This is a genomic window from Paraburkholderia domus (assembly GCF_905220705.1).
Lineage (GTDB): Bacteria > Pseudomonadota > Gammaproteobacteria > Burkholderiales > Burkholderiaceae > Paraburkholderia > Paraburkholderia domus.
This window is the reverse complement of record NZ_CAJNAT010000002.1, coordinates 517,308-539,848: the sequence shown is the minus strand read 5'-3', so window position 1 is coordinate 539,848 and position 22,541 is coordinate 517,308. Positions and strand designations below refer to the sequence as shown.

The following is a 22,541-nucleotide window of genomic DNA, read 5'->3' as shown; positions in this document are numbered from 1 at the left end:
TCCCCTGGCTTGGAGGGGATAGTGGTGCATCTGGAATCCGTGTTCTCGCACCTTCAGCGTTAGTGACAAAGGGCTCGTCAGCTCCCACTCCGCACTACGTGCGTCGCGGATGGGTCTGCCTGGGAAACCAGGGGCTTCGTTCGTGTATGGTGGGACCCTCGGCTTTGCCTCGGTGTGGGCGTTTCTGCACTGATGGGTGAACCCCGCTTCGAATGAAAATTCGATTTGCCGCAACCGCAACCGCAACCGCAACCGCAACCGCAACCGCAACCGCAACCGCAACCGCAACCGCAACCGCAACCGCAACCGCAACCGCAACCGCAACCGCGATCGTAGCCACAGCCACAGCCACAGCCACAGTCGCTGTTGGTGCTGCTACAGCGGTTGAGGCTAGAGTGACGTCGGCGATGCAACGGCGAGTGGTGGTGCTGAGAAAAATAGGAGAGGCAAGACGCAGTGGATGGTTTTATGAAGTACTCTTCGGCGCGCGTAGCGCCACCGGAAGTATGATGGCTTTGTCACTTGCGCCGAATGTGCGAGGGCACGGATTCCAGATGCACCACTATCCCCTCCAAGCCAGGGGATCCACTTAAGAATTAGCGGTTTGAGCCGCTTTCTTTTGCCTACTTTTCTTTGCGGCATGCAAAGAAAAGTAGGTGCCTGCCCCGCACAGGGGCGACGCTAATAGACCACTAACAAATCAAGGAAAGGCAAAAAAGCCAGATCAAGGAAAGGCCAACACCGTAGGCATACCAACATAAGCGCCGCGCAGGCAAAAAAAAATCAAAACTTATGCCGCATCCCAATCCTCAAAACAGCCTGCTTATCATCGGCCGACGCAGAAGGCCCATTAATAGCAGCGACAGCCTGCTTCCCAGTCGAATCCGTTCCGGAGGCTTTCTGATAAACCCCGATCAGATACACATCAGTACGCTTGGAAACAAAGTAGTCGATCCCCGAAGCGACCTGCTGATAGGTCGCCCCCGTCATGCCTTTAACCGAACTCCCCTTCGTATAGTCATACGCCAAACCACACAGCAAATCAGGCGTGATCTGATATTTGAAATTCACTTCCGCATTATTCAACGTAGCATTGCCGCTCAGGCCAGCCGGATTCGGCCCTGAAGAAAAATCCCCAAGATCGCGAAAACTCGTATTCGAATAAGTCGCACCAAACGTCGCAGCACCGAAAAGATAAGACGCCCCAGCACCAATCACATGCAGCGACTTCGCCGACGCATACCCTGAATAAACCGGCGACGCCATATTGCTGCCCGGCACGCCATTCACAGTAGCAGCAGGGCTCCCGGTACTACCGAAGAACGATGTATTCGGGTTGGCGACATCGAGATAACCTACACCCAGCGCCAGCGGTCCATTCACATACCCCGCCGACACGGACCAGATCCGGTTACGCGAGAAATCACCCGCCACGCCGCCCAGACTGTACATCCCTTCCACGGTCAAACCGCCGTAAGTATTGCTAGTGAACTTGATCGCGTTGTTGGTCGAATTCGTGTTATTGATGTTGTCGAGATCGCCAGGATGCGCCGCCATATAACCACCCCATTGATCACCGACCTCAAACGGGCCAAGGATATCGACGTTCGTGTCGTACTGACGGCCGAGCGTCACGGTGCCGAACGGACCCGACAAGCCCACCCAAGCCTTCTTGCCAAATAGCAACCCGCCTTGGCCAAGCTTGCCGGTGCTGGCGTCGAAGCCGTTCTCCAACATGAAGATCGCTTTCATGCCGCCGCCAAGGTCCTCCGCGCCACGCATGCCCCAGCGGCTTTGCTGCATCACGCCGCTCAGCAGACGAACCGCGCTGTGGCCCGAGACGCTGCCGTTGGCGTTGGCCGTCGCCGCATTGCTCGTATAACTCAAACCTTCATCGATAATGCCGTATAGCGTGACGGCACTCTGTGCATGTGCCACTGCCGGAAAGGTTGCGGCGAGGCTTACTGCCAGTAGCGTTTTTTTCATGTTGTCTGACGCTCAAGTTAGAGAAAGTACGAAAAGTGACGGACGTGATCGCTCCCGCGAGCCACGCGTTGCTTGTCTGCAAGCAGCCGGCGGCGAACCGGCTACTGGAAGAACCTCGGAATTAGCAGTGTTTAACGGCGTCCGGCGACAAGCGGTGGCCGCATCGTGCCGTGCGCCGCGACGGCCTCGTAGGCGTGGCCGAACTGCAGGAGACCCCAGTCGTCGCGAAAGCGTCCGGCGATCTGCAGGCCGATCGGCAAGCCGGAAGCGCTAAAGCCGCACGGCAAAGCGAGCACCGGCGATTCGGTAGAGGAGAGATACCAACAGATGCGCATCCAGTCGATGTACGAGTCATAGCGTGTGCCCATGAATTCAGTGGGCCAGCGCAAGTCGGCGTCGAAGGGCAGCATCTGCGTGGCAGGCAGCACGTAATACGCGTGCTCGTCCATGAAACGGCGCATGCGCTCGAACAAGGCTGTCTTGCGCACGAACATATCGCCCAGATCCGCTGCGGATAGCGAGCGGTGCAAACGACACTCGGCTTCGATTTCCGGCTTCAGTTGTGCGCGTGCATCGGCATCGAGCCGATCGACCAGGCTGCCGATCATCCACGCTCGCTCCATGCGGAACACGTCCTCGGCATCGCCGAGATCGGGGTCGGCGAACACCACTTGGCAACCCATCGATTCAAATACCGCGGCCTGGGCCTGCACGGCGCGTTGAATCTCGGGATCGACTGCAAGACCGGCGAGCTGGACCGACATGGCAATTCGTGTGCCGCGAAAGTCGCGTTGCAACGGTTGTGCAAAGCGTGACCCAGGTTCGCTGATTTCGGTCGCGGTTTCGCCGGAGGGACCGGAGATCGCACTGAGTAGCAAGGCGGTGTCGGCGACATCGCGCGCCATCGGCCCATCTACACCGAGCGTCGCCCAGCCGTTCAAATCTGGCGCGCGTGGCACGCGTCCCGGCGAGGGGCGCAAACCGACCACCGCATTCCACGCGGCCGGATTGCGCAGCGAGCCTCCCATGTCGCTGCCACAAGCCAGCGGATTCATCCCGCACGCAACGGATGCCGCCGCGCCGCCGCTACTGCCGCCGGCGGATTTGCTCAGATCCCACGGATTACGCGTCACGCCAAACACGTCGTTGAAGGTGTGCGAACCGGCGCCGAACTCAGGGGTGTTCGATTTGCCGATCATCAGCGCACCCGCGGCATCGCAGCGGCGTGCGATCAGTGCGCTCTGCTGCGGCACGTGATGTTCGAAGGTTTTCGAGCCGAATGTGGTGCGCACACCCCGTGTCGCGGTCAGGTCCTTTTGCGAAACAGGCAGGCCATGCAGCGGACCTTGCCAGACGCCGCGTGCCCATTGCGCATCGATCTCGGCGGCGCGGCCGCGCAAGGCCGATTCGTCGGCGATCGTCACGAGTGCGTTGACCTGCGGGTTGACGGCCTCGATACGTGAGAGGTGCGAATTCAGAATGTCGACCGCGCTGACCTTTTTCCTGCGCTGCAGATCGAGCAACGTAAGGGCGGACAGGTCGCAGAGTTCACTGTTAGCGGCGAGCGGTACATCGGCATGAAGAGTGTCTGACATGAGAATTTTGCGAAGTTGGAGAGTGAATGGCGCGTGTGCGGCGGCCTAGATGTCCTGACGCGTGCGATCGACCACGAACAGCAGTGCGACCAGCGAGAGCACGCCACAGACGATCACGTACCATGCGGGCGCTGCCGGATTCCCGGTCGCCTGCATCAGCCACGTCACGATGAATTGTGCAAAGCCGCCGAAGATCGACACGCCTGCGGCGTACGCAATCGAGAGTCCCGTCGCGCGGGTGCTGCGCGGGAACATCTCCGGCAGCATCGAACCGGTCGCGCCTGCGTTGACGGAGTGCAGCGCCGCGAGTGCGCAGACCACCAGATACAAGGTGTTGACCGAAGGCGAATGCTGGATCAGATAGAAACCTGGCAGAATGAGCACGGTCAGAAGCACGCGCGAGATGCAGGCGACGCGTTTGCGGCCGTACGTGTCGGACCAGATGCCGCCCACTGGCGAGATCACCAGCATCACTGCGCCTGCGAGAATCCCGCACCAGAGCGCGGCATCCATCGGCAGATGCAGCACCTTGATCGCATACGTCGACATGTAGTAGATCACGATGAAATGCGCCGACGTGCCGCCGACCACCAGAAAAAGCGCGACCAGGACGAGACGCCAGTCGCGTTGCAGAACAGTGGTCAGTACGCCGGCAGAATCACGCGCAGCGTCGGCAGGCGCATCGGCTTCACCGCCCAGACGCGAACGCAGATAGAGGCCGAGGGGCGCAATCAGCACGCCCGCAAGAAAGGGAATACGCCATCCCCAGGCTTCAAGCGAAGCCTTGTCGAGGTAGTGCGACAACAGGAAACCCACCAGCGAGCCGGCCAGCGCCGCCGCGCCCTGGCTCGCGAACTGCCAGCTCGTGATATAGCCGCGTCGCGAGGAAGGGGCGCGTTCCGCGAGCAGCGTAGTCGCGACGCCGACTTCGCCGCCAGCGGAAAAGCCCTGCAGCAAACGCGCGGCGACGATCGCGAGTGGCGCCGCGATGCCGATTTGTGCGTAGGTGGGCATCACGCCGATGAGGCCAGTGCCGACCGCCATCGTCACGAGCGTGAGATTCATCGCGGCAATGCGGCCGAAGCGGTCTGCCAGCACCCCGAACAGCACGCCGCCGAGCGGCCGTGCGATGAAGCCGATGCCGAACGTGCCGACCGAGAGCAGGAGTTGCTGTTGCGACGAAGCGAGCGGGAAGAACAGCTTGCCGAGCAGCACGGCAAAGAAGCTGTAGACGGTGAGATCGAAGAATTCAAATGCGTTGCCGATCGTCGTCGCGACGATCAGCCCGCGGGTCGATGTGCCATGGCTCGCGCGTTGACTGACATCCTGCAGCGAAGAACTGAGTGAAGGTGACTTCATGAACGGGATTCCTCTGGAGGTGAATCAATCCGTGATGCTTCGATATCGTTTCGAGAGCGCTTCAATATCGGTTCGAAAGCGCGTTGAACGAGCGGAGCGCCTTCAATGACGACGACAGGAAAAGTCTAGGGAGTCAAAAAAGCGTTCTGGATTTGCTTTTTCTTATTGTGATAACGCTGGGTTATCGCGCCCGGTGGGGCTGGAGTTGGCGTTGCCGCGACCCGTACGGCAATGGGTATTTGGGAGCATGGCCGGGGCTTTTCTCGCGGTGTACCATCGATTCAAGCCGTCAGCCTTTGTCTGAAGCCGACGGTGATCCCTCTTTCTCCAACTGCCTAACCGACCGCTCACCCGTGAAATACAACCAGTTGCGCGCTTTAGTGGCGATTGCCCAGCACGGCAGCATTCGCGCCGCGGCCAAAACGGTGTGTCTGTCTCAGCCCGCTTTGACCAAGGCGATTCGTGAGCTTGAACAGGAATTGGGTGTGCCATTGGTGTCACGCAGCGCGCGCGGCGCGCAACTCACGCAGTTCGGCCAGGCCGTGTGTGCGCGGGCGAAGCTCATCCTCGCGGAGATGCAGCATGCGAAAGACGATGTGATCCAGCTGTCCGGTCAGGCGGGCGGTACCGTGTCGTGTGCGGTCACACCGCTGGTGTCGTTGAAGTTTCTGTCGCGTGCCATTCACTCGTTCCGGCAGCGCATGCCGAAGACGCGGCTCTCGGTTCAGGAGGGTTTTCTGACGGCTGCGTTGGCCCGTCTGCGCGATGGCTCGCTCGACTTTGTGATCGCCATCGTCGATGAAAAGAAACTTGCGCCGGAATTCGTGTTCCGCTCATTGCTCGAAGGCGAGTTGATCATTTCCGCTCGCAAGGGACATCCGTTGGCGCATGCGGAATCAATTGCGGATCTGGAAGGCGCGGATTGGATGCTGAACACCACGCCTGAAAGCATCGGTCAGTCGCTTCAGGATTTCTTCGTGCGGCATGGGGCAAGCGTACCGCATGTGGTTGTGGAGTGCAGCTCGTTCAGTGCCAGCTTTTCGCTGTCGGTGAATAGCAATCTGCTGTCATGCTGTCCGAAAAGCTTTCTGGAAACCGACTGGATTCGCGAGCGGATTGTTTCGGTACCCGTGCGTGAAGTATTGCCGCGCGTGTCGGTCGGCATCATCTCGCGGCGTGACGCCTTGAACACCTCGGCCTGCGACTATCTGATCGACTGTTTCGTGGAAGCCGTCGCGGCTGTGCCGCAGTTTCAGTTCGATACCGATAGCGCCGGCGTGATTTAAGCGGGCCTCGCGCGGCGGCTCCACGCAGTTGTTCCTGGCACCCTCAATGCGAGGCCGAGCGCTTGATACGGTGGAAGTTTCGATCGAAGTAGATCAATCCATCGCCGTCCGCGCGCACGCTGATGCATGTGGTTTTGACGAACATCACCGAGTGCGAGCCCACTTCCTTCAGATCGACGATCTCGCCCTGCAGGCTCGCGAGCGCGTCGCGCAATACAGGCACGCCGTGCGTGCCGTCGTCCCAGATCGGCCAGCCAAAGCGTTCTTCCATCGGCACCTGTGTCATGCCTGCGAAGTGACGCGCGAGCAATTCGTGCTCGCCGGGCAAAACGTTGATACAAACGTAGCGATTGCGTTCGAAGGTGGCGTGCATCGCGCTCGAGCGATTCAGGCAGACCAGCAGGGTGGGCGGCGTATCGGTGACGGAGCATACTGCGCTTGCGGTGACACCGCAGCGTCCGTGCGGACCGGCTGTCGTGATGACGTTCACCGCTGCGGACAGATGCGCCATGGCCTGACGGAATTGCTGTTTTGCCGCCGCGTCGGTGGCGGTTGCGGCAGTCGATTGCTGGTTCGGCTTCATGTCTGGGTTCCTTTGGGCGCGGTGGGGGTCTGGATTCAAGCGTAATCAATCCACGTACGGAAAAAAATCCGCGCGAGCGGTGAGCATGAGGGCGTCTTTCCCAATCCGTCTAAAGCTTTCCCCAATGCGATTCTGTACGGCGAGCGCGCGACGGGCATTAATCCGCGCTACAGGGTAACTATCGCTTTTCAGGGCGTTTTTCAGTGGTTATGATGAAGCGGCAATAGACTTCGAATCGCCCACCCCCGAACAGTTTCCACTTACTCCATGTCCCACGCGCCGCAGTCCGCACCGTCCCTCGCGCCGATCGTCTATATCGTCGACGACGACAACGGCATGCGTACGTCGCTTGCGTGGCTGCTCGAATCGGTCAGCGTAAAGTCGGCGGGCTTCGCCAACGCAAGCGAATTTCTGAACGCTTTTGATCCCGGCGTGCCCGCATGTCTCGTGCTCGATGTGCGGATGCCGGAACAAAGCGGCTTCGACGTGCAAGCGGAGCTGAACCGTCAAGGGGCGACGCTGCCGATCATTTTCGTCAGCGGTCACGGCGACATTCCCATGTCGGTGCGCGCCTTGCAGAACGGCGCGATCGATTTCGTCGAGAAGCCGTACAACTCGCAGCAGATGCTCGACCGCGTGCAGCGTGCGTTGAAACTTGCCGCGCAACGTCACGCCGCCAATCAGAAGCAGCGTGATTTGAAAAAGCGCCTGGAGTCGCTGACGGCGCGCGAAAAAGAAGTGCTGCGCGGCGTGATCGACGGCAACGGCAGCAAGCGTATTGCCTCCGATCTGTCGATCAGTGTGAAGACTGTCGACGTGCATCGTGCGAGCATCAAGGACAAGCTCGGCGCGGCGTCGATCGCCATGCTGGTGCGCGACGTAATGGCGGTGTGGGATCAGGACACGTCCACGAACGGTGTGCCTCGTTGAGGCACACCGCCGCCGTGTGAGCCAGAGCCGAGCGTTAGCGCATGAACAAGCCGCCGTTCACATCCCAGCACGCGCCGTTCGCGAAGTAGGCGTTCTCCGCTGCGAGCATCACCGCGACTTCAGCGACATAATCCGCTGAACCCAGACGTCCTGCCGGAATGTTGGCGATGACAGCCTTCAGCTTGTCGGCCGCGACGCTCTCGTGCACGATCGGCAGGTCCATCGGCCCGGGCGAAATCGCGTTGACGGTCACGCCTGCTGCGCCCAGGTCGCGCGCGAACACCTTGGTCAACGTGATGACGCCGCCCTTGGCCGCTGCATAATGCGCACCGGTGGCCGATCCGCCATTCTGTCCTGCCAGCGAGGCGATGTTGACGATACGGCCGGCGCCGGTGTCGGCGAAGTGCTGGCCGAACACCTGGCAGCCGAACAGCACGCTGCGCAGATTGACGTTTATCACCTGGTCGAATTGCTCGGCGGTGATCTCCATCACGGGTACGACTTTGGATGCGCCCGCATTGTTGATCAATGCGTCGATGCGGCCCCAGCGGTGCAGGATCGCATCGCGTGCGGATTCGAACGAAGTCTTCGAGGTGACGTCGAGATTCAATGGGAAGGCGCTCGAGCCGTCGGCGCTCAGTTCGCGGGCGATGGCTTGTGCGGCATCGAACGCGATGTCGCCGACGGCGACTGCGTAACCCGCCGCATGAAAGCGTGTGGCAATCGCGGCGCCGAGACCGCGCGCGGCGCCGGTGACGAGTACGACTCTTTTCTGCATTGCTTCTACTCCATGAGAAAACTGCAGTACCTTAAGCGGCAAGAGCCGCTTCGAAGCGTGCCGCAATCGCGCAGATCTGTTCATCCGCACCCTTGCGACCGACGATCTGCAATCCGGCCTTGAGCGGCGAGCCATCGATAGGCAAGGGCAAGCTCAGTGCCGGATGGCCGCTCAGATTGAACGGCCGGATCAACGACGACATGGCGATGACCGGGGTGCCGCCGCGTGCCTCGTCGAGCGTGATCGGCAGTCCGGGCAGTGTGGGAAGAATCAGTACGTCCACGCTTTCAAGGGCATGATCGACGGCCGCGGTGAATTGCCGGCGTACCGACTCCGCCGCATCGCATTGCGCCGACGTTGTTTTCGCAGCGGCGCGCAGCCGTGCGTCGAGATCGGGTCCGAGCTTGCCGGTTGCCACCAGGTGACCGAACGCATGTGAGGTTTCGGCGTTGATGATCGAGAGGCCGGCTTCGAAGGCGGCGGCAAGCCCTGCGAGTTCCACTGTGCGTGAGACACAGTCGGTCTGGTCTGCCGCGCGCGCAACTGCCTTGAGGATCTCCGGCATGGCGTCGACCTGAACAATACCAACGTTCCACGCGCCTGTTTGTGACGTGCAGGCGGCATGCATGTCGAAGTCGGCGGTGATCGCCTGCATCGCGGCGACGATCACCTGCATCTCGCGCGCGAACGGCCCGACACAATCGAGCGTCGATTCACGCGGTGCCACGCCGCGCCGGGACACGCGTCCGTAAGTCGGCTTCAATCCGATCACACCGCAACAAGCAGCGGGGCCGCGAATCGACCCGCCGGTGTCCGTGCCGAGCGCGGCATCGGCAAGCTTCAAACCAACGGCGGCCGCCGAACCGCTCGACGAGCCGCCGGGAATGCGCGAAGCGTCTTGGGGATTTTGCGGCGTGCCGGCGTAGTCGTTGATACCGGTCATGCCGAACGCCAGTTCATGCATATTCGCCTTGCCGACAATATGCCAGCCGGCATCGAGCAATCGTTCCACAACTTCCGCGTGCTGCTTGGCGGGTGGCGCGTCCGCCAACGAGCGGCTCGCGGCGGTGGTCGCGTAACCGGCGATATCGATCGTGTCCTTGATCGCGATAGTCGGGCCCGTGCCGCCTATCGACAAGGTCTGGATAAACTCGTTCATGGCTTCGGTTTCCTTGGATTGACTTGCCAGGGTGCATCGAAAAGACGCTCGGTGCGAAAGTGCGTGATAAGCCAGTCACGGCCATTGCCGGCGGGCGCGAAATCCACTTCGAGGCGCGCCGAGATCAACTCCGCCTGCGCGTCGACATAGCCGGATGCTTGCAACATGATCCAACGTCCTTTCGCGGTGGCGCCGTGCACCTCGATGGTTTCCGACGTGAGGAAGTGCACGTTCACCGAGAAATGCGGCGACGGCGGCAAGTAGCGTGTGAGCATCGCGAGAATTTCCGCGTGGCCGGCGAGGCGGCCGAACTTGCTCGCGTACTGCGGGCCGAGGCCTTCCCAGATCGCGTCGGGGGCAAACAGCGCCGCGAGCGTCTCGCCTTCGAGTGCGCCGGATGGGACATCGCACAGCGCCATATAGCGTGCCATCGTGCGGCGCACCGCGGATTCGGCTTCGAGCGCGGCGAGCCGTTCGGTCAACACAGCAAGCATATCCGGGGTCTCGTTCATCGCGTTATGCTCCGGCACGCTCAGGCCGCGTTGGCATGTTGCGGCGGCACTTGCAACGCGCGGCCGACTCGCGCTTCGATCTTGCCGTAGCGCCACAGGTTGTACTCGCCGACCGGCGTGGTGCGATACAGATTGCACACCGCCACGGCGGTGTCGAAGTCGCGCACGTCGGCCATGATGTAGAAGGTCCACGGCGAGTTGTCGGCATTGCCGACGGTGAGGCGGTCGTCGTCCATGATACCGAGCACGCTGACGCCGTCCATTGATTCGACTGCGGCCAGCATCTTGCCGTAGGCCTGCCAGACTTCACCGATCTTCTCGCGCGGCAAGTCGAAAAAATTCTGCGTCACGCCGCAACAGAACAGAACGCGCAGGGGGAGCTTCGGGCTATCGGACATCGTGTGGTTCTCCGTAAAATCGATTGAAGGTCAAATGCATAAAATGGCTTACAGGTAGCCCGGAATCGGCGGTACGCCGACGAACACCGCACCGGCACCGTCGAAGTTGCCTTCGCCGAGAAACGCGTGCTGGGTGACCACCATCGAGTCGCGCAACAGGCGTTGCAACGGATGCGAGCGATAGATCGCCATCGTGCCACCGAGCCGGTAGGCGCGCTGCACGACCTCGGCACCTTCGCGGGCGATCTGTGTCGCGGCGAGGCGCAACAAGCTGATCTGCTCAGGCGTAACGGGGTTGCCGGCGAGGATCGATTGCCAGACCGTGTCGGTGGTGTCGTAGAAGAATGCGCGGGCTGAGCGTAACTGCGCTTCGGCCTTCGCCAGTTCGATCCGGTAGTACGCGCGGTCGGCGAGTTGCGGTGCACCGGTCGTCGTTTTGCGGCCACCGGCCATCTGGTTGGCGACATCGAGCGCCGCGCGTGCGAGGCCAAGGTTCACCACGGCCAATACTTGCGCCGCGTAGGCGATAGTCGGGTAGCGATACAGCGGTTCGTCCACGCACGGTTCGCCGCCGCGCACGAAGGTCCAGTCGTCGGCGACGAACTGATCGGCGACGCGCAGATCGTGACTACCGGTGCCTTGCATGCCGACCACATCCCAGTTCTCGACGATCTCGACCTGATGCGGGCGGAACACGGCTGTGCGTGGTTTGCCGGGGGCACCTGAACCGGCCGCGCCTGAGCCGGCTGCACCGATCCCCACGCCGAGCCAATCCGCGCCCTTGCAGCCGCTCGCGAATTTCCATGTGCCATTCACACGCCAGCCGCCGTCGGCAGGCTGTGCGGGTTGTACAGGGAAGAGGCCGCCTGCAAACACCTGATCGGGCCCGTCGGCGTAGATATGCGCCTGAGTGGCCAGTGGCAACGCCGCGAGATACACGTTTGCCGAGCCGAAACTCGCGACCCACGCCGCCGAACCGTCCGCTACCGCGATGCGTTCGATCATGTCGAGGAACGCGGTCGGCGCTAGCGCATCGCCGCCGAAACGCCGCGGCGTCGCCGCGCGATACACGCCTGCGCGCTTGAGCTTGGCGATGACCTCGCGCGGTACGTGCGACAGGCGATCGAACTCTTCGCGCCGGGCGGCGATTTCGACGATGACATCGGCGAGCGGCAAGCGAGTTGCATCGCGGCTGGCCTCTGCGACGGTGACTGCGGCGGTGTCGGTAGCGGTGTCTGACATGGCGGGGTTTCTCCTTGATTCGTTATCGGCTGAAACACGAGGCACGATTCGGTCGCGGGCGATGAAGCAGACGACGACGCGTGCAGGGTGAGACCAGTCTAGAAATGCAAAAAGAACGCTTCAATTGGGACGCGGGATGCGTTTTTAGGTAGCGCGCCGGGGGTATCTAAAGAAATCTTCAGACGCGAATCGGGCGGTCTGGTGTTATGTTCCTTCCCATACGTGATCGATTTTTTCCCGCGCCTCGTCCGATGAATTTCCCCGCCGAAGAAGATTTCCACCGCCTGCTCGATGCACTCACGCTGTGCGTGTTGCTGCACGACGCCGAAACGAAGGCGATCGTATGGGCCAATCGCGCGGCCTGCGAAGCGCTCGGCTTTACGCTTGAAGAATTGCTGCCGCTCAAGGCGAAAGACATGACCCGTCCGGTGCCGAAGTACCGGCGCGAGGTCGGCGTCGGCGCAATGGACCGTGCGATCACCGAAGGCCCGCAGGTCTACGAGTGGTGTTACCGCTCGCGCACGGGGGCCGATATGCTGTCCGAGGCGATTGCCACCCATGTGCCGCTGCGCGAGCGCGCGGTGGTGATGGTGCAGTTTCGCGACATCAGCGTCGAAGACTCGCTCAAGCAGACGCTGCGGCGCTACGAGTCGCGGCTGCGCGAGTTCATGCAGGATCTTGGTGAAGGCGTCGCGGTACTGACGCCCGCGGGCGAAGTGGAATTCGTCAGTGAGTCCGGCCGGCGCGTGCTGGGTCTGGAGGAGGGCGCGCCGATGGGCGACGTGCTCGACTATTGCAGCGAGTCTGATCGCGACAGGCTGCTCGAACAGCTCGCCAGCGCACCGCGCATCCAACCCTCGGCACCGCAGCGTTATCGCATCACGCGACGCGACGGCACGCCGGGCTGGTTGCGCATCACGTGCAGGAGAATCGAGATCGAAGACGACCTCAACGGCCGTCTGCTGCACTTCCGCGACATCACGGACGAAGTCGCTGTCGAAGAGGCACGCCGCAACGAAGCACGGCTGCTGGAATACGCGGGTCGCTACAACGCGATGGGCGAAATGGCGACCGCTATTGCGCACGAGTTGAGCCAGCCGCTCGCCGCGGTGCGCAATTTCATTGAAGGCGCGATCCGGCGGCTCGCGCAACCCGGTTCCGTCGACGACGTGTTGTGGGGCCTGCGTAGCGCCGATCGTCAAGCCGAGCACGCGGCAGTGATCATCAAGAGCGTGCGCGATTACATCGTCAAGCGTGAGCCGAGCGAGACGCACGCGGATTTGCGCGAGGTGCTCGCCGATGTTGCGTACTTCATCGAATTGCGTGCGAAAGAGGCGGGCGTAGCGGTTACGATCGAGCAGACGAACGAGTCGCTGCCGGTGTATTGCGAGCGCGTGCTGATCGGCCAGGTGATACTGAATCTCGCCTTCAATGCGATCGAGGCGTTGACGGAATGCACGACTGCCGCTGCACGACGCGGCGAGTTGCGCCTTGTCACCAGTCTGCGCGGCAAATACGCGCTCGTGCAGGTGATCGATAACGGCCCAGGCGTGCCCGCCGAAGCGCACGGCCGGCTGTTCGACGGGTTTTCTTCGTCGAAGGCGGGGGGCAATGGCATCGGTTTGTCGCTGTGCAAGAACATCGTCACGCGGCACGGCGGCGAAATCTCGGCTAAACCGGCACGGCAGGGCGGGCTCCAATGCAGTTTTACGCTGCCACTCGATGTCGCACCTGGCCGCTGATCGCATCTCAATCGTGCGTCCTGTTGATGTTCTTCGGAATGGTCGCGAGCGTGATCGCGGTAATGAGGCCGAAACCGATCAGCATTAACGCGACCGGCCACGACGCATGTACCTTTGAATACAGCGCGATAGCAACCAGAGGTGCGAGTCCACCGGAGAACACTGACGCAATTTCGTGGCCTAGCGCCATGCCCGAATAGCGGACCTCGGTTGGAAAGAGTTCGCCCATCAACGCGGGCTGGGTGCCGATCATCGCACCGTGGCAGAAGGGCAAGCCTAGTGCGAGCGACAGGAACACCAGCAGCGGCTCATGCGTATCGATCAGCCAGAACGCCGGAAACGCAATCACGACCAGGCCGAGCGCGCCGATCATATACACCGGCCGGCGTCCGATCACATCCGATAGCCGGCCCCACAGCACGATCGTGGCGAGTTCGAGCAGCATGGCAATCATCACGCCACCGAGCATCACCGAAACCGGCACGCCGATCGTCTTGCCATACACCAGTACGAACGACAGGAAAATATACGTGCCGCCGTTTTCAGCGACACGCAGCCCCATCGCCTGCAACACCTGCTTCGGGTGATTGCGCAGCACGGTCAGCACGGGCATGTGCTTCGGTTTAGCCGCGGTGAAGTCGCGGCTCTCAGGCAAGCTCCGGCGAATATACACACCGACGCCGAAGATCAGCACGCTCGCGAGGAACGGTACGCGCCAACCCCAGGACATGAAACTCTCGACCGGCAGTCGCTGCACCAGATAGAACGCGGCTGCCGACAGGACGAAACCGCCTGCCACACCCAACTGACTGAACGACGCGTAGTAGCCACGACGATTGGCGGGTGCGCTCTCGCTAATGAGCAGCACACCACCGCCCCATTCGCCGCCGGACGCGATGCCTTGCACGACCCTCAAACAGACGAGCGCGGCGGGCGCCAGAAAACCAATCTGCGAGAACGTCGGCAACAAACCGATGCCGAAAGTCGCTACGCCCATCATCATCAGCGTCACCACAAGTGCGCGTTTGCGGCCATGCCGGTCGCCGATATGACCGAATACGATACCGCCCAGCGGCCGCGCCAGAAAGCCGATAGCGAAGCCCGCGAAGGCGGCGAGGGTGCCCATCAACGGGTCGCCGTGCAGCGGGAAGAACAACGGGCCGAAGATCAGGGCTGCGGCGGTGCCGTACAGAAAAAAGTCGTACCACTCGAGCGCATTGCCGAGCACGGAGGCGACGATGATCCGCCGCAGTGTCCGCGAGGTCGCAGGCGCCGCGGGCGCGGCGGATGATACGGCCGTGGGAGAAAGCGTGTCGTTTGGCATCGTCGTGCTCGCTGGTTCGCTTGTAAGGAGAAGGGACGCTAACGAATCGTCGTCAATCACAGAAGGAACCCGATGGCGCTGAGCGCCTCGGTCGAATCGATCAGACGGATCACCTTCTGCACGATGCGCGGCTCGCCGCTCGCGAAGCTGATGCGATGCGAGAGATCCGCCGCGAACAGGGTCGACTTGCCGCGTTTGTACGCGACGATGATTTGCGCCGAGCTCACTTCGACCTCGTCGCTCGCATCGCTCGTCAGTGTGAAACGCGAGACCGTGCGCACGGTGCGGGCGGCGTCGCTAGCCGACGCCGAATAGCCGGACGTCATGCGTTGCACGCGTTTTTCGCGCATGTCCTGATCGTCGTACGCGTAGTTCAGCGTGGCGGCAAAGTCGGTCGTCGCGGGATCGATCGGCACCACGTAAAAGCCTGCGGGATCCCACAGCGAAAGCCACTCGCGATAGTCCTTGCGGTCCAGTAGTTCGGCTTCCCGCCAGATCAGTTCGATCGCGCCGGCAAAAGTCTGCTGCGAAAAAAGCGTGTTCCTGTTGTCCATCATGCTTGCTCCATCATCGTGCGCCATTGTGCGTACGCTTCGCGCATGCCGGTTTCGTCGGTGGCGTGGGCGGTCTTTTCGCCGTTCGGCGCCGTGCTCTCGCGATTCAGGCCGCGGTTCACGAGGATCGGCAAATCGGGGCCGGCATGCGAGCCGCGCTGCACGCGCTCCCATGCTTCGGCGTCGTCGGGGCTGCCGAAACCGAATGGGCCCTGGAAGTGTTCGTGAATGCGCAGACGCACGCGGTTCGCTTCTTCGGGGCCGCCGTCCATTGCAAGGGCGACGTGACGGATTTCCGTCTCATTCGCCGAGATGGGCCGCAGCACGCGGAAAAAAGCCATCGACAGCGCGAGGTTCGGAAACAGATTCAGGTTGAAGCCGACACCCATCAGCGAGCGCACGATACGGCGTACTTCCTCGGGCGTGTGCTTTTTCGCGAGCGTCGCGGCAAGTTCTTCGAAGCGCTCGGGGATCGGTGCGCCGTCGTCCTTGTCGAGATCGACGAGTTCCGGCACCAGCACAGCGAGACTATGGCCGTTGCCGAGTGAGCGGCAGAACGCCTCGTCGCTCGTCATGAAACTCGTGATCGCGGCGGCGGTTTCGTCATCGATCGATTTCATCCACGATTTGTGGACGACCGGGAAGTGATACAGGTCGGTGGTGTTTTCGAGCTGGATTTTCCAGTTGCCGTTGAACCGGAAACGATGTTCGCCGTTGGCCTTGATCGGATAGCCCGCGCCTTGCTTCATGAACAGGTCGATCCACGGCTTGGCGCCGCCGAGGAAATCGTCGAGCGGCTCGATCTCCTGATTGAAGCTTGCGAAGATCAGACCTTGATAGATCCCCACGCGCAGACTGGCGAGCGGCAACTCGGCCTTGTCGATCACACCTTCGTAGCCATCGCCATAGGGCAGTGCGCGCAGTGCGCCGTCGAGGCCATAGGTCCAGCTGTGATAGGGGCACGTGAAACCTTTCGCATTGCCCTTGTGCTGCTCGCACACCGTCGCGCCGCGATGGCGGCAGCGGTTTTGCAGCACGTTGACGGCGCCGCTCTTGTCGCGCACCACGATCACCGGCTGGCGGCCGATCGTGGTGGTGCGGAAGTCGCCCGGATTCGGCAGTTCGCTTTCGTGCGCGACCCAGATCCACGTCTTGTAGAAAATGCGCTCGAGTTCGGTTTCGAAAACCGCCGGGTCGTAGTACAGCGACGGGGCGACGCGGTCGGCCTGCGCGCGCTGGTACAACGCGCTCGTGTCAACGGTCTGATATGAGGAATCGCTCATCATTGTGGTGGTGGGGTGGTCGATGAAGCACAGTCTCGTCCACCGACTGATATGCGTCAAATTGATCTAAAATAAAATATAAGATCAATCTCATGGATATCTCGATGAACTCGCTGGACCACGTCGACCTCAATCTGCTGCGCGTTTTCCAGGCGATCGTCGAGGAGCGCAGCCTCACGCGGGCCGGTCAGCGGCTTGCGCTATCGCAGCCGGCGATCAGTTACTCGTTGGGGCGTTTGCGAACCTTGTTCGACGATCCGCTGTTCATTCGCACACGCGCCGGCATGCAGCCCACGCCGATTGCGCTCGAACTGTCGGGCATCGTCGCGCGGGCGCTGGATACGGTGCGTGAGGCACTGCGTTACGCGGAGCACTTCGATCCAGCGGTGAGCACGCGCACGTTCAGGTTATCGCTGTCCGACGCAGGCGAACTGGCGTACTTGCCGCCGATTTGTGAGGCATTGCACCAGCAGGCGCCGCGCGTGAAATTGCGTATCGAGCCTCTGCCGGTAGCCGAAATCGAAGATGCGTTGCGCGCGAGCCGGCTCGATTTTGCAATCGGCAATCTGCCGACGCTGACCGCGCGCACGCGTCATCAATCGTTGTTCGAGGAGACTTACGTTTGCATGACGCGCAAGCGGCGCGGCTTGCCGCGCACGAAAGAGCTGAGTATGAAGGCGTTTGTGGATGCGTCACATGTGCAGATCACATCGGTCGAACACAGCCACTATGCGCTCGACGACGCGTTTCGCGCCCAAGGTGTCGGCCGGCACATTGCGCTGGAATTGCCGCATTTCGTGGCCTTGCCGAGCGTGCTGGCCGTGACGGATCTATTCGCGACGCTGCCGCGGCGTCTTGCGCAGATTTTCAATCGGGACGGTGGCTTTCAGCTCTACGAGTTGCCTGTCACGTTGCCGAAGGCGGCAGTCACGATGCATTGGCACGAGCATTTCGATCAGGACGAGGGCAACGTGTGGTTGCGCAATTTGATGGCGGATATCGTGCGGCGGTTCGACGAGCGTTGAGATGGGCCCGCGCGGTATGCTTCGCGAAGGCCTTACGGGCAGCCCGGAAGGCCGCACAACTGGCCGCTTGCGGGCCGCACGCCTCCGTCAAACCCGCTTGAACAACTCCCGCGCCAGTGAACACAACAACGTAGTCGTCGGCGACTCATCCTGCAGTCGGCGGCTCATGATGATCGGCGACGCGATATTGGCGGTCGGCACCGTCCGGTACACCACGCCATGTGCGCGCAAACCCTCCACGCTTTCCGGCACGAGACACACGCCGACTTGCGCCGCGACCAGCCCCAGCGCGGTTTGCAATTCCCTCACTTCATGAACGGCCTTGGGTTCCAGCGCATGGTCATGCATCGCCGATAGTTGCTGGTCCGCATAGCTCGGCCGCGGCGTGCTCGGATAGACGATCAGCGTTTCCTGCGCGAGCGCGGCAAGCGTCAGCGGCTTCTTCTGGCGTGCGAGCGGATGGTCTTGCGGCAGTGCGGCAATCATCCGTTCCTCAACGAGCACTTCGCGCGCCAGTTGCGCATCGTCGAAACGCAAGCGGCCAAAGCCGACGTCGATACGGCCGCCTTTGAGGGCCCCGAGTTGTTCGATCGTGAACATCTCGATCAGCGACAACTCGATATGCGGCGCCGCCTCGCGAAACGCGCGGATCACCGCGGGCAGCGCGCCATAGAGCGTGGACGGCACGAAACCGATCACGATGCGCTCGGCCAGTTGCGCGAGGCGTCGCGTGAGCGGTGCGAGTTCGTCGGCTTCGTCGATCAAACGCTTGGCCTGTGCATAGAAAATGCGGCCGGCTTCGGTCAGCCGCAGCGGCCGCGACCCGCGTTCGAACAGCGGGAGGCCAATGCTTTCCTCGATCTGCTGGATCTGGCGGCTAAGCGGCGGTTGCGTCATATGCAGGCGATTGGCGGCCCGCGTGATGTTCATTTCTTCCGCGACCGCAATGAAGTAGCGGAGTTGGCGAAGTTCCATGCATACCCCTAAGGTATGGAAGTAGTCGAAATCGGTGTTGGACTGCTTCGCGGGTTTGTTTTTACTATGGGGCTCCCGGTAAAGCAGTTCAGGAGGGCAACGAATGATAGCAACACCCGTGAAGATCGAGAGCGTGGAGACGATTCTCGTCGACGTACCGACGATTCGTCCGCACCGGCTCTCGGTCGCAACGATGAACTGCCAGACGCTGGTGCTGGTGCGTATCCGCTGCGCCGACGGCGTGGTCGGTGTGGGCGAGGGCACGACCATCGGTGGCCTCGCGTACGGCGAGGAAAGCCCGGAAAGTATCAAGGTCAACATCGATACGTACTTCGCGCCGCTGCTCAAAGACATGGACGCGACCCGTCCGGGCGCGGCGATGGCGAAGCTGCGAGCGCTGTTTCAGGGCAACCGCTTTGCCAAATCCGCGGTTGAAACCGCTTTGTTCGATGCTCAGGCGCAGCGCCTCGGCGTGCCCTTGTCGGAGTTGTTCGGCGGCCGCGTACGTGATTCCGTGGATGTTGCGTGGACCCTCGCGAGCGGCGACACGACCCGCGATATCGACGAAGCCGAGCGCGTGTACGAAGCAAAGCGCCATCGCGTATTCAAGCTGAAGATCGGCTCGCGCGCGGTGGCGGACGACGTTGCGCACGTCGTGGCGATTCAGAAAGCGCTGGCAGGACGCGGCGAAGTGCGTGTCGACGTGAACCAGGCGTGGACCGAATCCGAAGCGATCTGGGCCGGCAAGCGTTTCGCCGATGCAGGTATCGCACTGATCGAGCAGCCGATCGCCGCGGAAAATCGCGCGGGCCTCAAACGTCTGACGGATCTCGCTCAGGTGCCGATCATGGCGGACGAAGCACTGCACGGCCCGGCGGATGCCTTCGCCCTCGCCAGTGCGCGTGCGGCCGACGTCTTCGCCGTCAAGATCGCGCAATCGGGCGGCCTGGCCGGCGCCGCGAACGTGGCGGCCATTGCGCTCGCCGCGAACATCGACCTGTACGGCGGCACGATGCTCGAAGGCGCGGTGGGCACGATCGCCTCGGCGCAACTCTTCAGCACCTTCGGCGAACTGAAGTGGGGCACTGAACTGTTCGGGCCGTTGCTGCTGACCGAAGAGATTCTCACGGAACCACTGCGTTACGAGAATTTTGCTTTGCATCTGCCACAAGGGCCCGGTCTTGGCATCACGCTCGACTGGAACAAGATCGACCGCTTGCGGCGCGATACGCGCAAAGGCGCAAGCGTCACCACGAACTGACGGCTCATTCGCTAGCCGCCAAGCACATCAAACGAAGGAGATACCCCATGAACAAGCAATCCATCGACGCACTGTTGCAGAAGATCAACGACAGCGCCACCCATGAAGGCAATCCGCGCACCAAGCAGATCGTCAACCGCATCATTCAGGATCTGTTCTATACGATCGAAGACCTCGACGTGCAGCCGGCCGAGTTCTGGACCGCGCTGAATTATCTGGGCGACGCGGGCAAGAGCGGCGAACTCGGTCTGCTGGCAGCGGGCCTGGGCTTCGAGCACTTTCTCGACCTGCGTCTGGACGAAGCGGAAGCCAAGGCCGGCATCGAAGGCGGCACCCCGCGCACCATCGAAGGTCCGTTGTATGTGGCGGGCGCACCGGTGTCCGAGGGGCATGCACGCCTCGATGACGGCACCGATCCCGGTCAGACGCTGGTGATGCGCGGCCGCGTGCTCGGCGAAGACGGCAAGCCGCTGGTGAACGCGCTGGTTGAAGTGTGGCACGCGAATCACCTGGGCAACTACTCGTACTTCGACAAATCGCAGCCGGCCTTCAATCTGCGCCGCTCGATTCGCACGGATGCCGAAGGCAAGTACAGTTTCCGCAGCGTGGTGCCGGTGGGCTACTCGGTGCCGCCGCAGGGGCAGACGCAGTTGCTGCTCGATCAGTTGGGCCGTCATGGGCATCGTCCGGCGCATATCCACTTCTTCGTTTCGACGCCAGGCTTCCGCAAGCTGACCACACAGATCAACATCGACGGCGATCCGTATCTGTGGGACGACTTCGCGTTCGCCACGCGCGACGGCCTCGTGCCGGCCGTCAAGCAGGCCGAGGGTGCGGAAGGCAAGCCCTATGGCGTGGAAGGCCAGTTTGCGTTGATCGATTTCGACTTCACGCTATTCAAGGAGCGCGACAATCTGCCGGGCGCAGAAGTGGAACGTCCGCGCGCCGAAGCCTGAGGCGTTGTCGCTCTGATGCCTTAGAGGCATAGACGTACCACATGGATCTAATAACCCTGGCTGCGCGGCGTAGTTTGCCGGGTAGTCAGGGTTTTTTATTACCGATCAGAAAAGGAGAGCAAGCATGCTGTTTCACGTTGAAATGACCGTCAACCTGCCGCCCGAGATGGACGCGGAACGCGCCGCGCGTCTTAAGTCCGATGAGAAAGCGATGTCGCAGAAGCTGCAGCAGGAGGGCGTATGGCGTCACCTTTGGCGCATCGCCGGCCGCTATGCAAACATCAGCGTGTTCGATGTCGATAGCCCCGCGCACCTGCATGACGTGCTGAGCCAGTTGCCGCTGTTTCCGTATATGGACGTCGAGGTGCGTGCGCTGTGCCGGCATGCGTCGTCGATTCGCGACGACGACCGCTAAGGGCGGCGGAGAAGGTGCTGCGAATGCAGCACCGGGTTGCATTAAAGATTGAGTCTCAGAGATCGAGCACCAGCAACGGTGACGTGGCGCGCGAGACGCAGCAGCAGATTACCTTGCCGCTTGCCCTTTCAGCTTTGCTCAGGCAGTGGTCGCGATGCTCGGGTGCGCCGCTTACCACGTCGACCATGCAAGTGCCGCACACGCCTTCGCCGCATGACGTATCGACTTCGATGCCGATCGAAGCCAGCGCCGCGACGATCGTCGTGTGTTTATCCACGTGTACGGTTGCACCGCTGCTGGCGATCTGCACGTCGAACGCATCGAGCGCGTTCGATTCGCTGCTAGTCGCCGAAGCGGGCTCGGCGGCGAAACGTTCGAGATGTATCGCCTCGGCAGGGACACGCGTTTCGCCGACCGTCACCACACGCGCCATGAAGGGCGCCGGGCCGCAGGTATAGAGGTGCGTGCCTTCGTGCGAGTTTGCGACGCATTCGGCCAGCACCGTATCCAGTTGCTCACGCTCAACGCCGAAATGAAATCGCACGAAATCAGTGAACGGTGCGCGCGATAACAGCGGCAAGAATGCCGCATGCTCCGCGCTGCGCGCGAAATAGTGCAATACGAAGGGCCGTTTCTGTTTGAGCAGGCGATAGGCCATGCTCAGCAGCGGCGTCACGCCAATGCCCGCCGCAATCAGAATGTGGTCGCTTGCGTCTGCCGCGAGTTGGAACAGATTGCGCGGCGCACCGATCGTCAGTTCGCAGCCTACAGTCACGTCCTCATGCAGCGAGCGTGAGCCGCCACGCGACGTGTCTTCACGCTTGACGGCAAACAGGTGTGCTTCACGATGATCCGGGTCGCCGCATAGCGAATATTGCCGAGTGACCCCCGAGGGGCCGGTAACGTCGATGTGCGCGCCGGGTTCGTAGCGGTCGAACGGTTGCCCGTCCAGGCGCGATACGCTGAACGAGCGCACGCCGTGCGCTTCGTCACGCACGCTGTCGACACGTACGTTGAGGGTGGTTCTTTCCATGATCTTGCCGTCAAAAGGACAGAGAGGAGCAGAGCGGACGTCGCATGCATTGCACGGTGTCCGGTTGTGCTTCAAGGATAAGAAACCACGATCAATCAGGCAAATCGATTAAAAATCGTCTACGAAATAAGTCTGATTGATAATT

General features: G+C 61.6%; 22 protein-coding genes. 8 read left to right on the top strand and 14 right to left on the bottom strand.

The window, feature by feature from the left end; translation table 11 throughout:
- The first annotated feature begins 196 nt into the window (after positions 1 to 196).
- Positions 197 to 388, top strand: coding sequence for a hypothetical protein (locus KHO31_RS07535; RefSeq protein ID WP_201108435.1), 192 nt, complete (start codon positions 197 to 199; stop codon positions 386 to 388).
- A 395-nt stretch (positions 389 to 783) separates the two neighbouring features.
- Here KHO31_RS07535 and KHO31_RS07530 read toward each other — a convergent pair whose 3' ends face one another.
- The 3 genes from KHO31_RS07530 to KHO31_RS07520 all read right to left on the bottom strand — a co-directional run bounded on the left by KHO31_RS07530 (position 784) and on the right by KHO31_RS07520 (position 4,940).
- Positions 784 to 1,986: a porin gene (locus tag KHO31_RS07530; protein WP_201086237.1), complete on the bottom strand. Its 1,203-nt coding sequence runs from the start codon at positions 1,984 to 1,986 to the stop codon at positions 784 to 786.
- Positions 1,987 to 2,117: 131 nt separating this feature from the next.
- Complete coding sequence (locus KHO31_RS07525) at positions 2,118 to 3,581, bottom strand: amidase family protein (protein ID WP_201086236.1); 1,464 nt, start codon at positions 3,579 to 3,581, stop codon at positions 2,118 to 2,120.
- A 45-nt stretch (positions 3,582 to 3,626) separates the two neighbouring features.
- On the bottom strand, positions 3,627 to 4,940 hold the full coding sequence (locus KHO31_RS07520) for an MFS transporter (protein WP_201084106.1): 1,314 nt from the start codon (positions 4,938 to 4,940) through the stop codon (positions 3,627 to 3,629).
- Positions 4,941 to 5,293: 353 nt separating this feature from the next.
- Between KHO31_RS07520 and KHO31_RS07515 the strand changes: the two genes are divergently transcribed.
- Positions 5,294 to 6,226, top strand: a complete 933-nt coding sequence (locus KHO31_RS07515; RefSeq protein ID WP_201084105.1) for a LysR substrate-binding domain-containing protein — start codon at positions 5,294 to 5,296, stop codon at positions 6,224 to 6,226.
- A 43-nt stretch (positions 6,227 to 6,269) separates the two neighbouring features.
- Here KHO31_RS07515 and hpaC read toward each other — a convergent pair whose 3' ends face one another.
- Positions 6,270 to 6,809 (bottom strand): 4-hydroxyphenylacetate 3-monooxygenase, reductase component, encoded by a 540-nt coding sequence (gene hpaC, locus KHO31_RS07510; protein ID WP_201084104.1) that lies wholly within the window; start codon positions 6,807 to 6,809, stop codon positions 6,270 to 6,272.
- A gap of 267 nt (positions 6,810 to 7,076) precedes the next feature.
- On the opposite strand from hpaC, the gene KHO31_RS07505 reads away from it, so the two are divergent.
- Positions 7,077 to 7,739, top strand: a complete 663-nt coding sequence (locus tag KHO31_RS07505) for a response regulator transcription factor (RefSeq protein WP_201084103.1) — start codon at positions 7,077 to 7,079, stop codon at positions 7,737 to 7,739.
- A gap of 34 nt (positions 7,740 to 7,773) precedes the next feature.
- Here the strand turns inward: KHO31_RS07505 and KHO31_RS07500 are convergent, their stop codons facing one another.
- Genes KHO31_RS07500 through KHO31_RS07480 form a run of 5 tightly spaced genes read right to left on the bottom strand, consistent with a single transcriptional unit; the run spans position 7,774 to position 11,828 of the window.
- A complete protein-coding gene (locus tag KHO31_RS07500) occupies positions 7,774 to 8,517 on the bottom strand; it encodes an SDR family NAD(P)-dependent oxidoreductase (protein WP_201086235.1) in 744 nt (247 codons plus the stop codon).
- A 31-nt stretch (positions 8,518 to 8,548) separates the two neighbouring features.
- Positions 8,549 to 9,676 carry an amidase gene (locus KHO31_RS07495; protein WP_201084101.1) on the bottom strand — a complete coding sequence of 376 codons (1,128 nt, stop codon included), beginning with the start codon at positions 9,674 to 9,676 and terminating at the stop codon, positions 8,549 to 8,551.
- Positions 9,673 to 10,188, bottom strand: a complete 516-nt coding sequence (locus KHO31_RS07490; RefSeq protein ID WP_201084100.1) for a nuclear transport factor 2 family protein — start codon at positions 10,186 to 10,188, stop codon at positions 9,673 to 9,675. The genes KHO31_RS07495 and KHO31_RS07490 overlap by 4 nt, the downstream gene beginning before the upstream one ends.
- A gap of 20 nt (positions 10,189 to 10,208) precedes the next feature.
- The gene (locus tag KHO31_RS07485; protein ID WP_201084099.1) at positions 10,209 to 10,586 is read right to left on the bottom strand and encodes a hypothetical protein; all 378 of its coding nucleotides are present in this window, start codon (positions 10,584 to 10,586) and stop codon (positions 10,209 to 10,211) included.
- Between the two features lie 48 nt (positions 10,587 to 10,634).
- Positions 10,635 to 11,828: an acyl-CoA dehydrogenase family protein gene (locus KHO31_RS07480; RefSeq protein WP_201084098.1), complete on the bottom strand. Its 1,194-nt coding sequence runs from the start codon at positions 11,826 to 11,828 to the stop codon at positions 10,635 to 10,637.
- A 251-nt stretch (positions 11,829 to 12,079) separates the two neighbouring features.
- Here KHO31_RS07480 and KHO31_RS07475 point away from each other — a divergent pair, with 251 nt between their 5' ends.
- Positions 12,080 to 13,570 (top strand): PAS domain-containing sensor histidine kinase, encoded by a 1,491-nt coding sequence (locus KHO31_RS07475; protein WP_201084097.1) that lies wholly within the window; start codon positions 12,080 to 12,082, stop codon positions 13,568 to 13,570.
- A gap of 7 nt (positions 13,571 to 13,577) precedes the next feature.
- Here the strand turns inward: KHO31_RS07475 and KHO31_RS07470 are convergent, their stop codons facing one another.
- Genes KHO31_RS07470 through KHO31_RS07460 form a run of 3 tightly spaced genes read right to left on the bottom strand, consistent with a single transcriptional unit; the run spans position 13,578 to position 16,731 of the window.
- Positions 13,578 to 14,894 carry an MFS transporter gene (locus KHO31_RS07470; RefSeq protein ID WP_201084096.1) on the bottom strand — a complete coding sequence of 439 codons (1,317 nt, stop codon included), beginning with the start codon at positions 14,892 to 14,894 and terminating at the stop codon, positions 13,578 to 13,580.
- Positions 14,895 to 14,950: 56 nt separating this feature from the next.
- Positions 14,951 to 15,451 carry an aromatic-ring-hydroxylating dioxygenase subunit beta gene (locus tag KHO31_RS07465; protein WP_201084095.1) on the bottom strand — a complete coding sequence of 167 codons (501 nt, stop codon included), beginning with the start codon at positions 15,449 to 15,451 and terminating at the stop codon, positions 14,951 to 14,953.
- Positions 15,448 to 16,731: an aromatic ring-hydroxylating oxygenase subunit alpha gene (locus tag KHO31_RS07460; RefSeq protein WP_201084094.1), complete on the bottom strand. Its 1,284-nt coding sequence runs from the start codon at positions 16,729 to 16,731 to the stop codon at positions 15,448 to 15,450. Before KHO31_RS07460 ends, KHO31_RS07465 begins: the two co-directional genes overlap by 4 nt.
- Positions 16,732 to 16,835: 104 nt before the next feature.
- Between KHO31_RS07460 and KHO31_RS07455 the strand changes: the two genes are divergently transcribed.
- Positions 16,836 to 17,756 carry a LysR family transcriptional regulator gene (locus KHO31_RS07455; RefSeq protein ID WP_201084093.1) on the top strand — a complete coding sequence of 307 codons (921 nt, stop codon included), beginning with the start codon at positions 16,836 to 16,838 and terminating at the stop codon, positions 17,754 to 17,756.
- Positions 17,757 to 17,843: 87 nt separating this feature from the next.
- Here the strand turns inward: KHO31_RS07455 and KHO31_RS07450 are convergent, their stop codons facing one another.
- A complete protein-coding gene (locus KHO31_RS07450; RefSeq protein ID WP_201084092.1) occupies positions 17,844 to 18,731 on the bottom strand; it encodes a LysR family transcriptional regulator in 888 nt (295 codons plus the stop codon).
- A gap of 103 nt (positions 18,732 to 18,834) precedes the next feature.
- Between KHO31_RS07450 and catB2 the strand changes: the two genes are divergently transcribed.
- From catB2 to catC, 3 genes are all read left to right on the top strand, one after another.
- On the top strand, positions 18,835 to 19,992 hold the full coding sequence (gene catB2 / locus KHO31_RS07445) for a muconate cycloisomerase CatB2 (protein ID WP_201084091.1): 1,158 nt from the start codon (positions 18,835 to 18,837) through the stop codon (positions 19,990 to 19,992).
- A 47-nt stretch (positions 19,993 to 20,039) separates the two neighbouring features.
- On the top strand, positions 20,040 to 20,948 hold the full coding sequence (gene catA / locus KHO31_RS07440; protein ID WP_201084090.1) for a catechol 1,2-dioxygenase: 909 nt from the start codon (positions 20,040 to 20,042) through the stop codon (positions 20,946 to 20,948).
- Between the two features lie 124 nt (positions 20,949 to 21,072).
- Positions 21,073 to 21,363 (top strand): muconolactone Delta-isomerase, encoded by a 291-nt coding sequence (gene catC / locus KHO31_RS07435; protein WP_201084089.1) that lies wholly within the window; start codon positions 21,073 to 21,075, stop codon positions 21,361 to 21,363.
- A gap of 55 nt (positions 21,364 to 21,418) precedes the next feature.
- On the opposite strand, the gene KHO31_RS07430 is transcribed toward catC, so the two are convergent.
- The gene (locus KHO31_RS07430; protein WP_201084088.1) at positions 21,419 to 22,396 is read right to left on the bottom strand and encodes a PDR/VanB family oxidoreductase; all 978 of its coding nucleotides are present in this window, start codon (positions 22,394 to 22,396) and stop codon (positions 21,419 to 21,421) included.
- Positions 22,397 to 22,541: the final 145 nt, after the last annotated feature.

Excerpts from the sequence above, each read along its gene's own strand:
- KHO31_RS07485 (WP_201084099.1), bottom strand. The coding sequence starts at position 10,586 with ATGTCCGATAGCCCGAAGCTCCCCCTGCGCGTTCTGTTCTGTTGCGGC.
- KHO31_RS07470 (WP_201084096.1), bottom strand. The coding sequence starts at position 14,894 with ATGCCAAACGACACGCTTTCTCCCACGGCCGTATCATCCGCCGCGCCC.
- KHO31_RS07505 (WP_201084103.1), top strand. The coding sequence starts at position 7,077 with ATGTCCCACGCGCCGCAGTCCGCACCGTCCCTCGCGCCGATCGTCTAT.
- KHO31_RS07455 (WP_201084093.1), top strand. The coding sequence starts at position 16,836 with ATGAACTCGCTGGACCACGTCGACCTCAATCTGCTGCGCGTTTTCCAG.
- catA (WP_201084090.1), top strand. The coding sequence starts at position 20,040 with ATGAACAAGCAATCCATCGACGCACTGTTGCAGAAGATCAACGACAGC.
- KHO31_RS07490 (WP_201084100.1), bottom strand. The coding sequence starts at position 10,188 with ATGAACGAGACCCCGGATATGCTTGCTGTGTTGACCGAACGGCTCGCC.
- KHO31_RS07430 (WP_201084088.1), bottom strand. The coding sequence starts at position 22,396 with ATGGAAAGAACCACCCTCAACGTACGTGTCGACAGCGTGCGTGACGAA.
- catB2 (WP_201084091.1), top strand. The coding sequence starts at position 18,835 with ATGATAGCAACACCCGTGAAGATCGAGAGCGTGGAGACGATTCTCGTC.
- KHO31_RS07530 (WP_201086237.1), bottom strand. The coding sequence starts at position 1,986 with ATGAAAAAAACGCTACTGGCAGTAAGCCTCGCCGCAACCTTTCCGGCA.
- KHO31_RS07500 (WP_201086235.1), bottom strand. The coding sequence starts at position 8,517 with ATGCAGAAAAGAGTCGTACTCGTCACCGGCGCCGCGCGCGGTCTCGGC.
- KHO31_RS07525 (WP_201086236.1), bottom strand. The coding sequence starts at position 3,581 with ATGTCAGACACTCTTCATGCCGATGTACCGCTCGCCGCTAACAGTGAA.
- catC (WP_201084089.1), top strand. The coding sequence starts at position 21,073 with ATGCTGTTTCACGTTGAAATGACCGTCAACCTGCCGCCCGAGATGGAC.
- hpaC (WP_201084104.1), bottom strand. The coding sequence starts at position 6,809 with ATGAAGCCGAACCAGCAATCGACTGCCGCAACCGCCACCGACGCGGCG.
- KHO31_RS07465 (WP_201084095.1), bottom strand. The coding sequence starts at position 15,451 with ATGATGGACAACAGGAACACGCTTTTTTCGCAGCAGACTTTTGCCGGC.
- KHO31_RS07475 (WP_201084097.1), top strand. The coding sequence starts at position 12,080 with ATGAATTTCCCCGCCGAAGAAGATTTCCACCGCCTGCTCGATGCACTC.
- KHO31_RS07480 (WP_201084098.1), bottom strand. The coding sequence starts at position 11,828 with ATGTCAGACACCGCTACCGACACCGCCGCAGTCACCGTCGCAGAGGCC.
- KHO31_RS07520 (WP_201084106.1), bottom strand. The coding sequence starts at position 4,940 with ATGAAGTCACCTTCACTCAGTTCTTCGCTGCAGGATGTCAGTCAACGC.
- KHO31_RS07495 (WP_201084101.1), bottom strand. The coding sequence starts at position 9,676 with ATGAACGAGTTTATCCAGACCTTGTCGATAGGCGGCACGGGCCCGACT.
- KHO31_RS07460 (WP_201084094.1), bottom strand. The coding sequence starts at position 16,731 with ATGAGCGATTCCTCATATCAGACCGTTGACACGAGCGCGTTGTACCAG.
- KHO31_RS07450 (WP_201084092.1), bottom strand. The coding sequence starts at position 18,731 with ATGGAACTTCGCCAACTCCGCTACTTCATTGCGGTCGCGGAAGAAATG.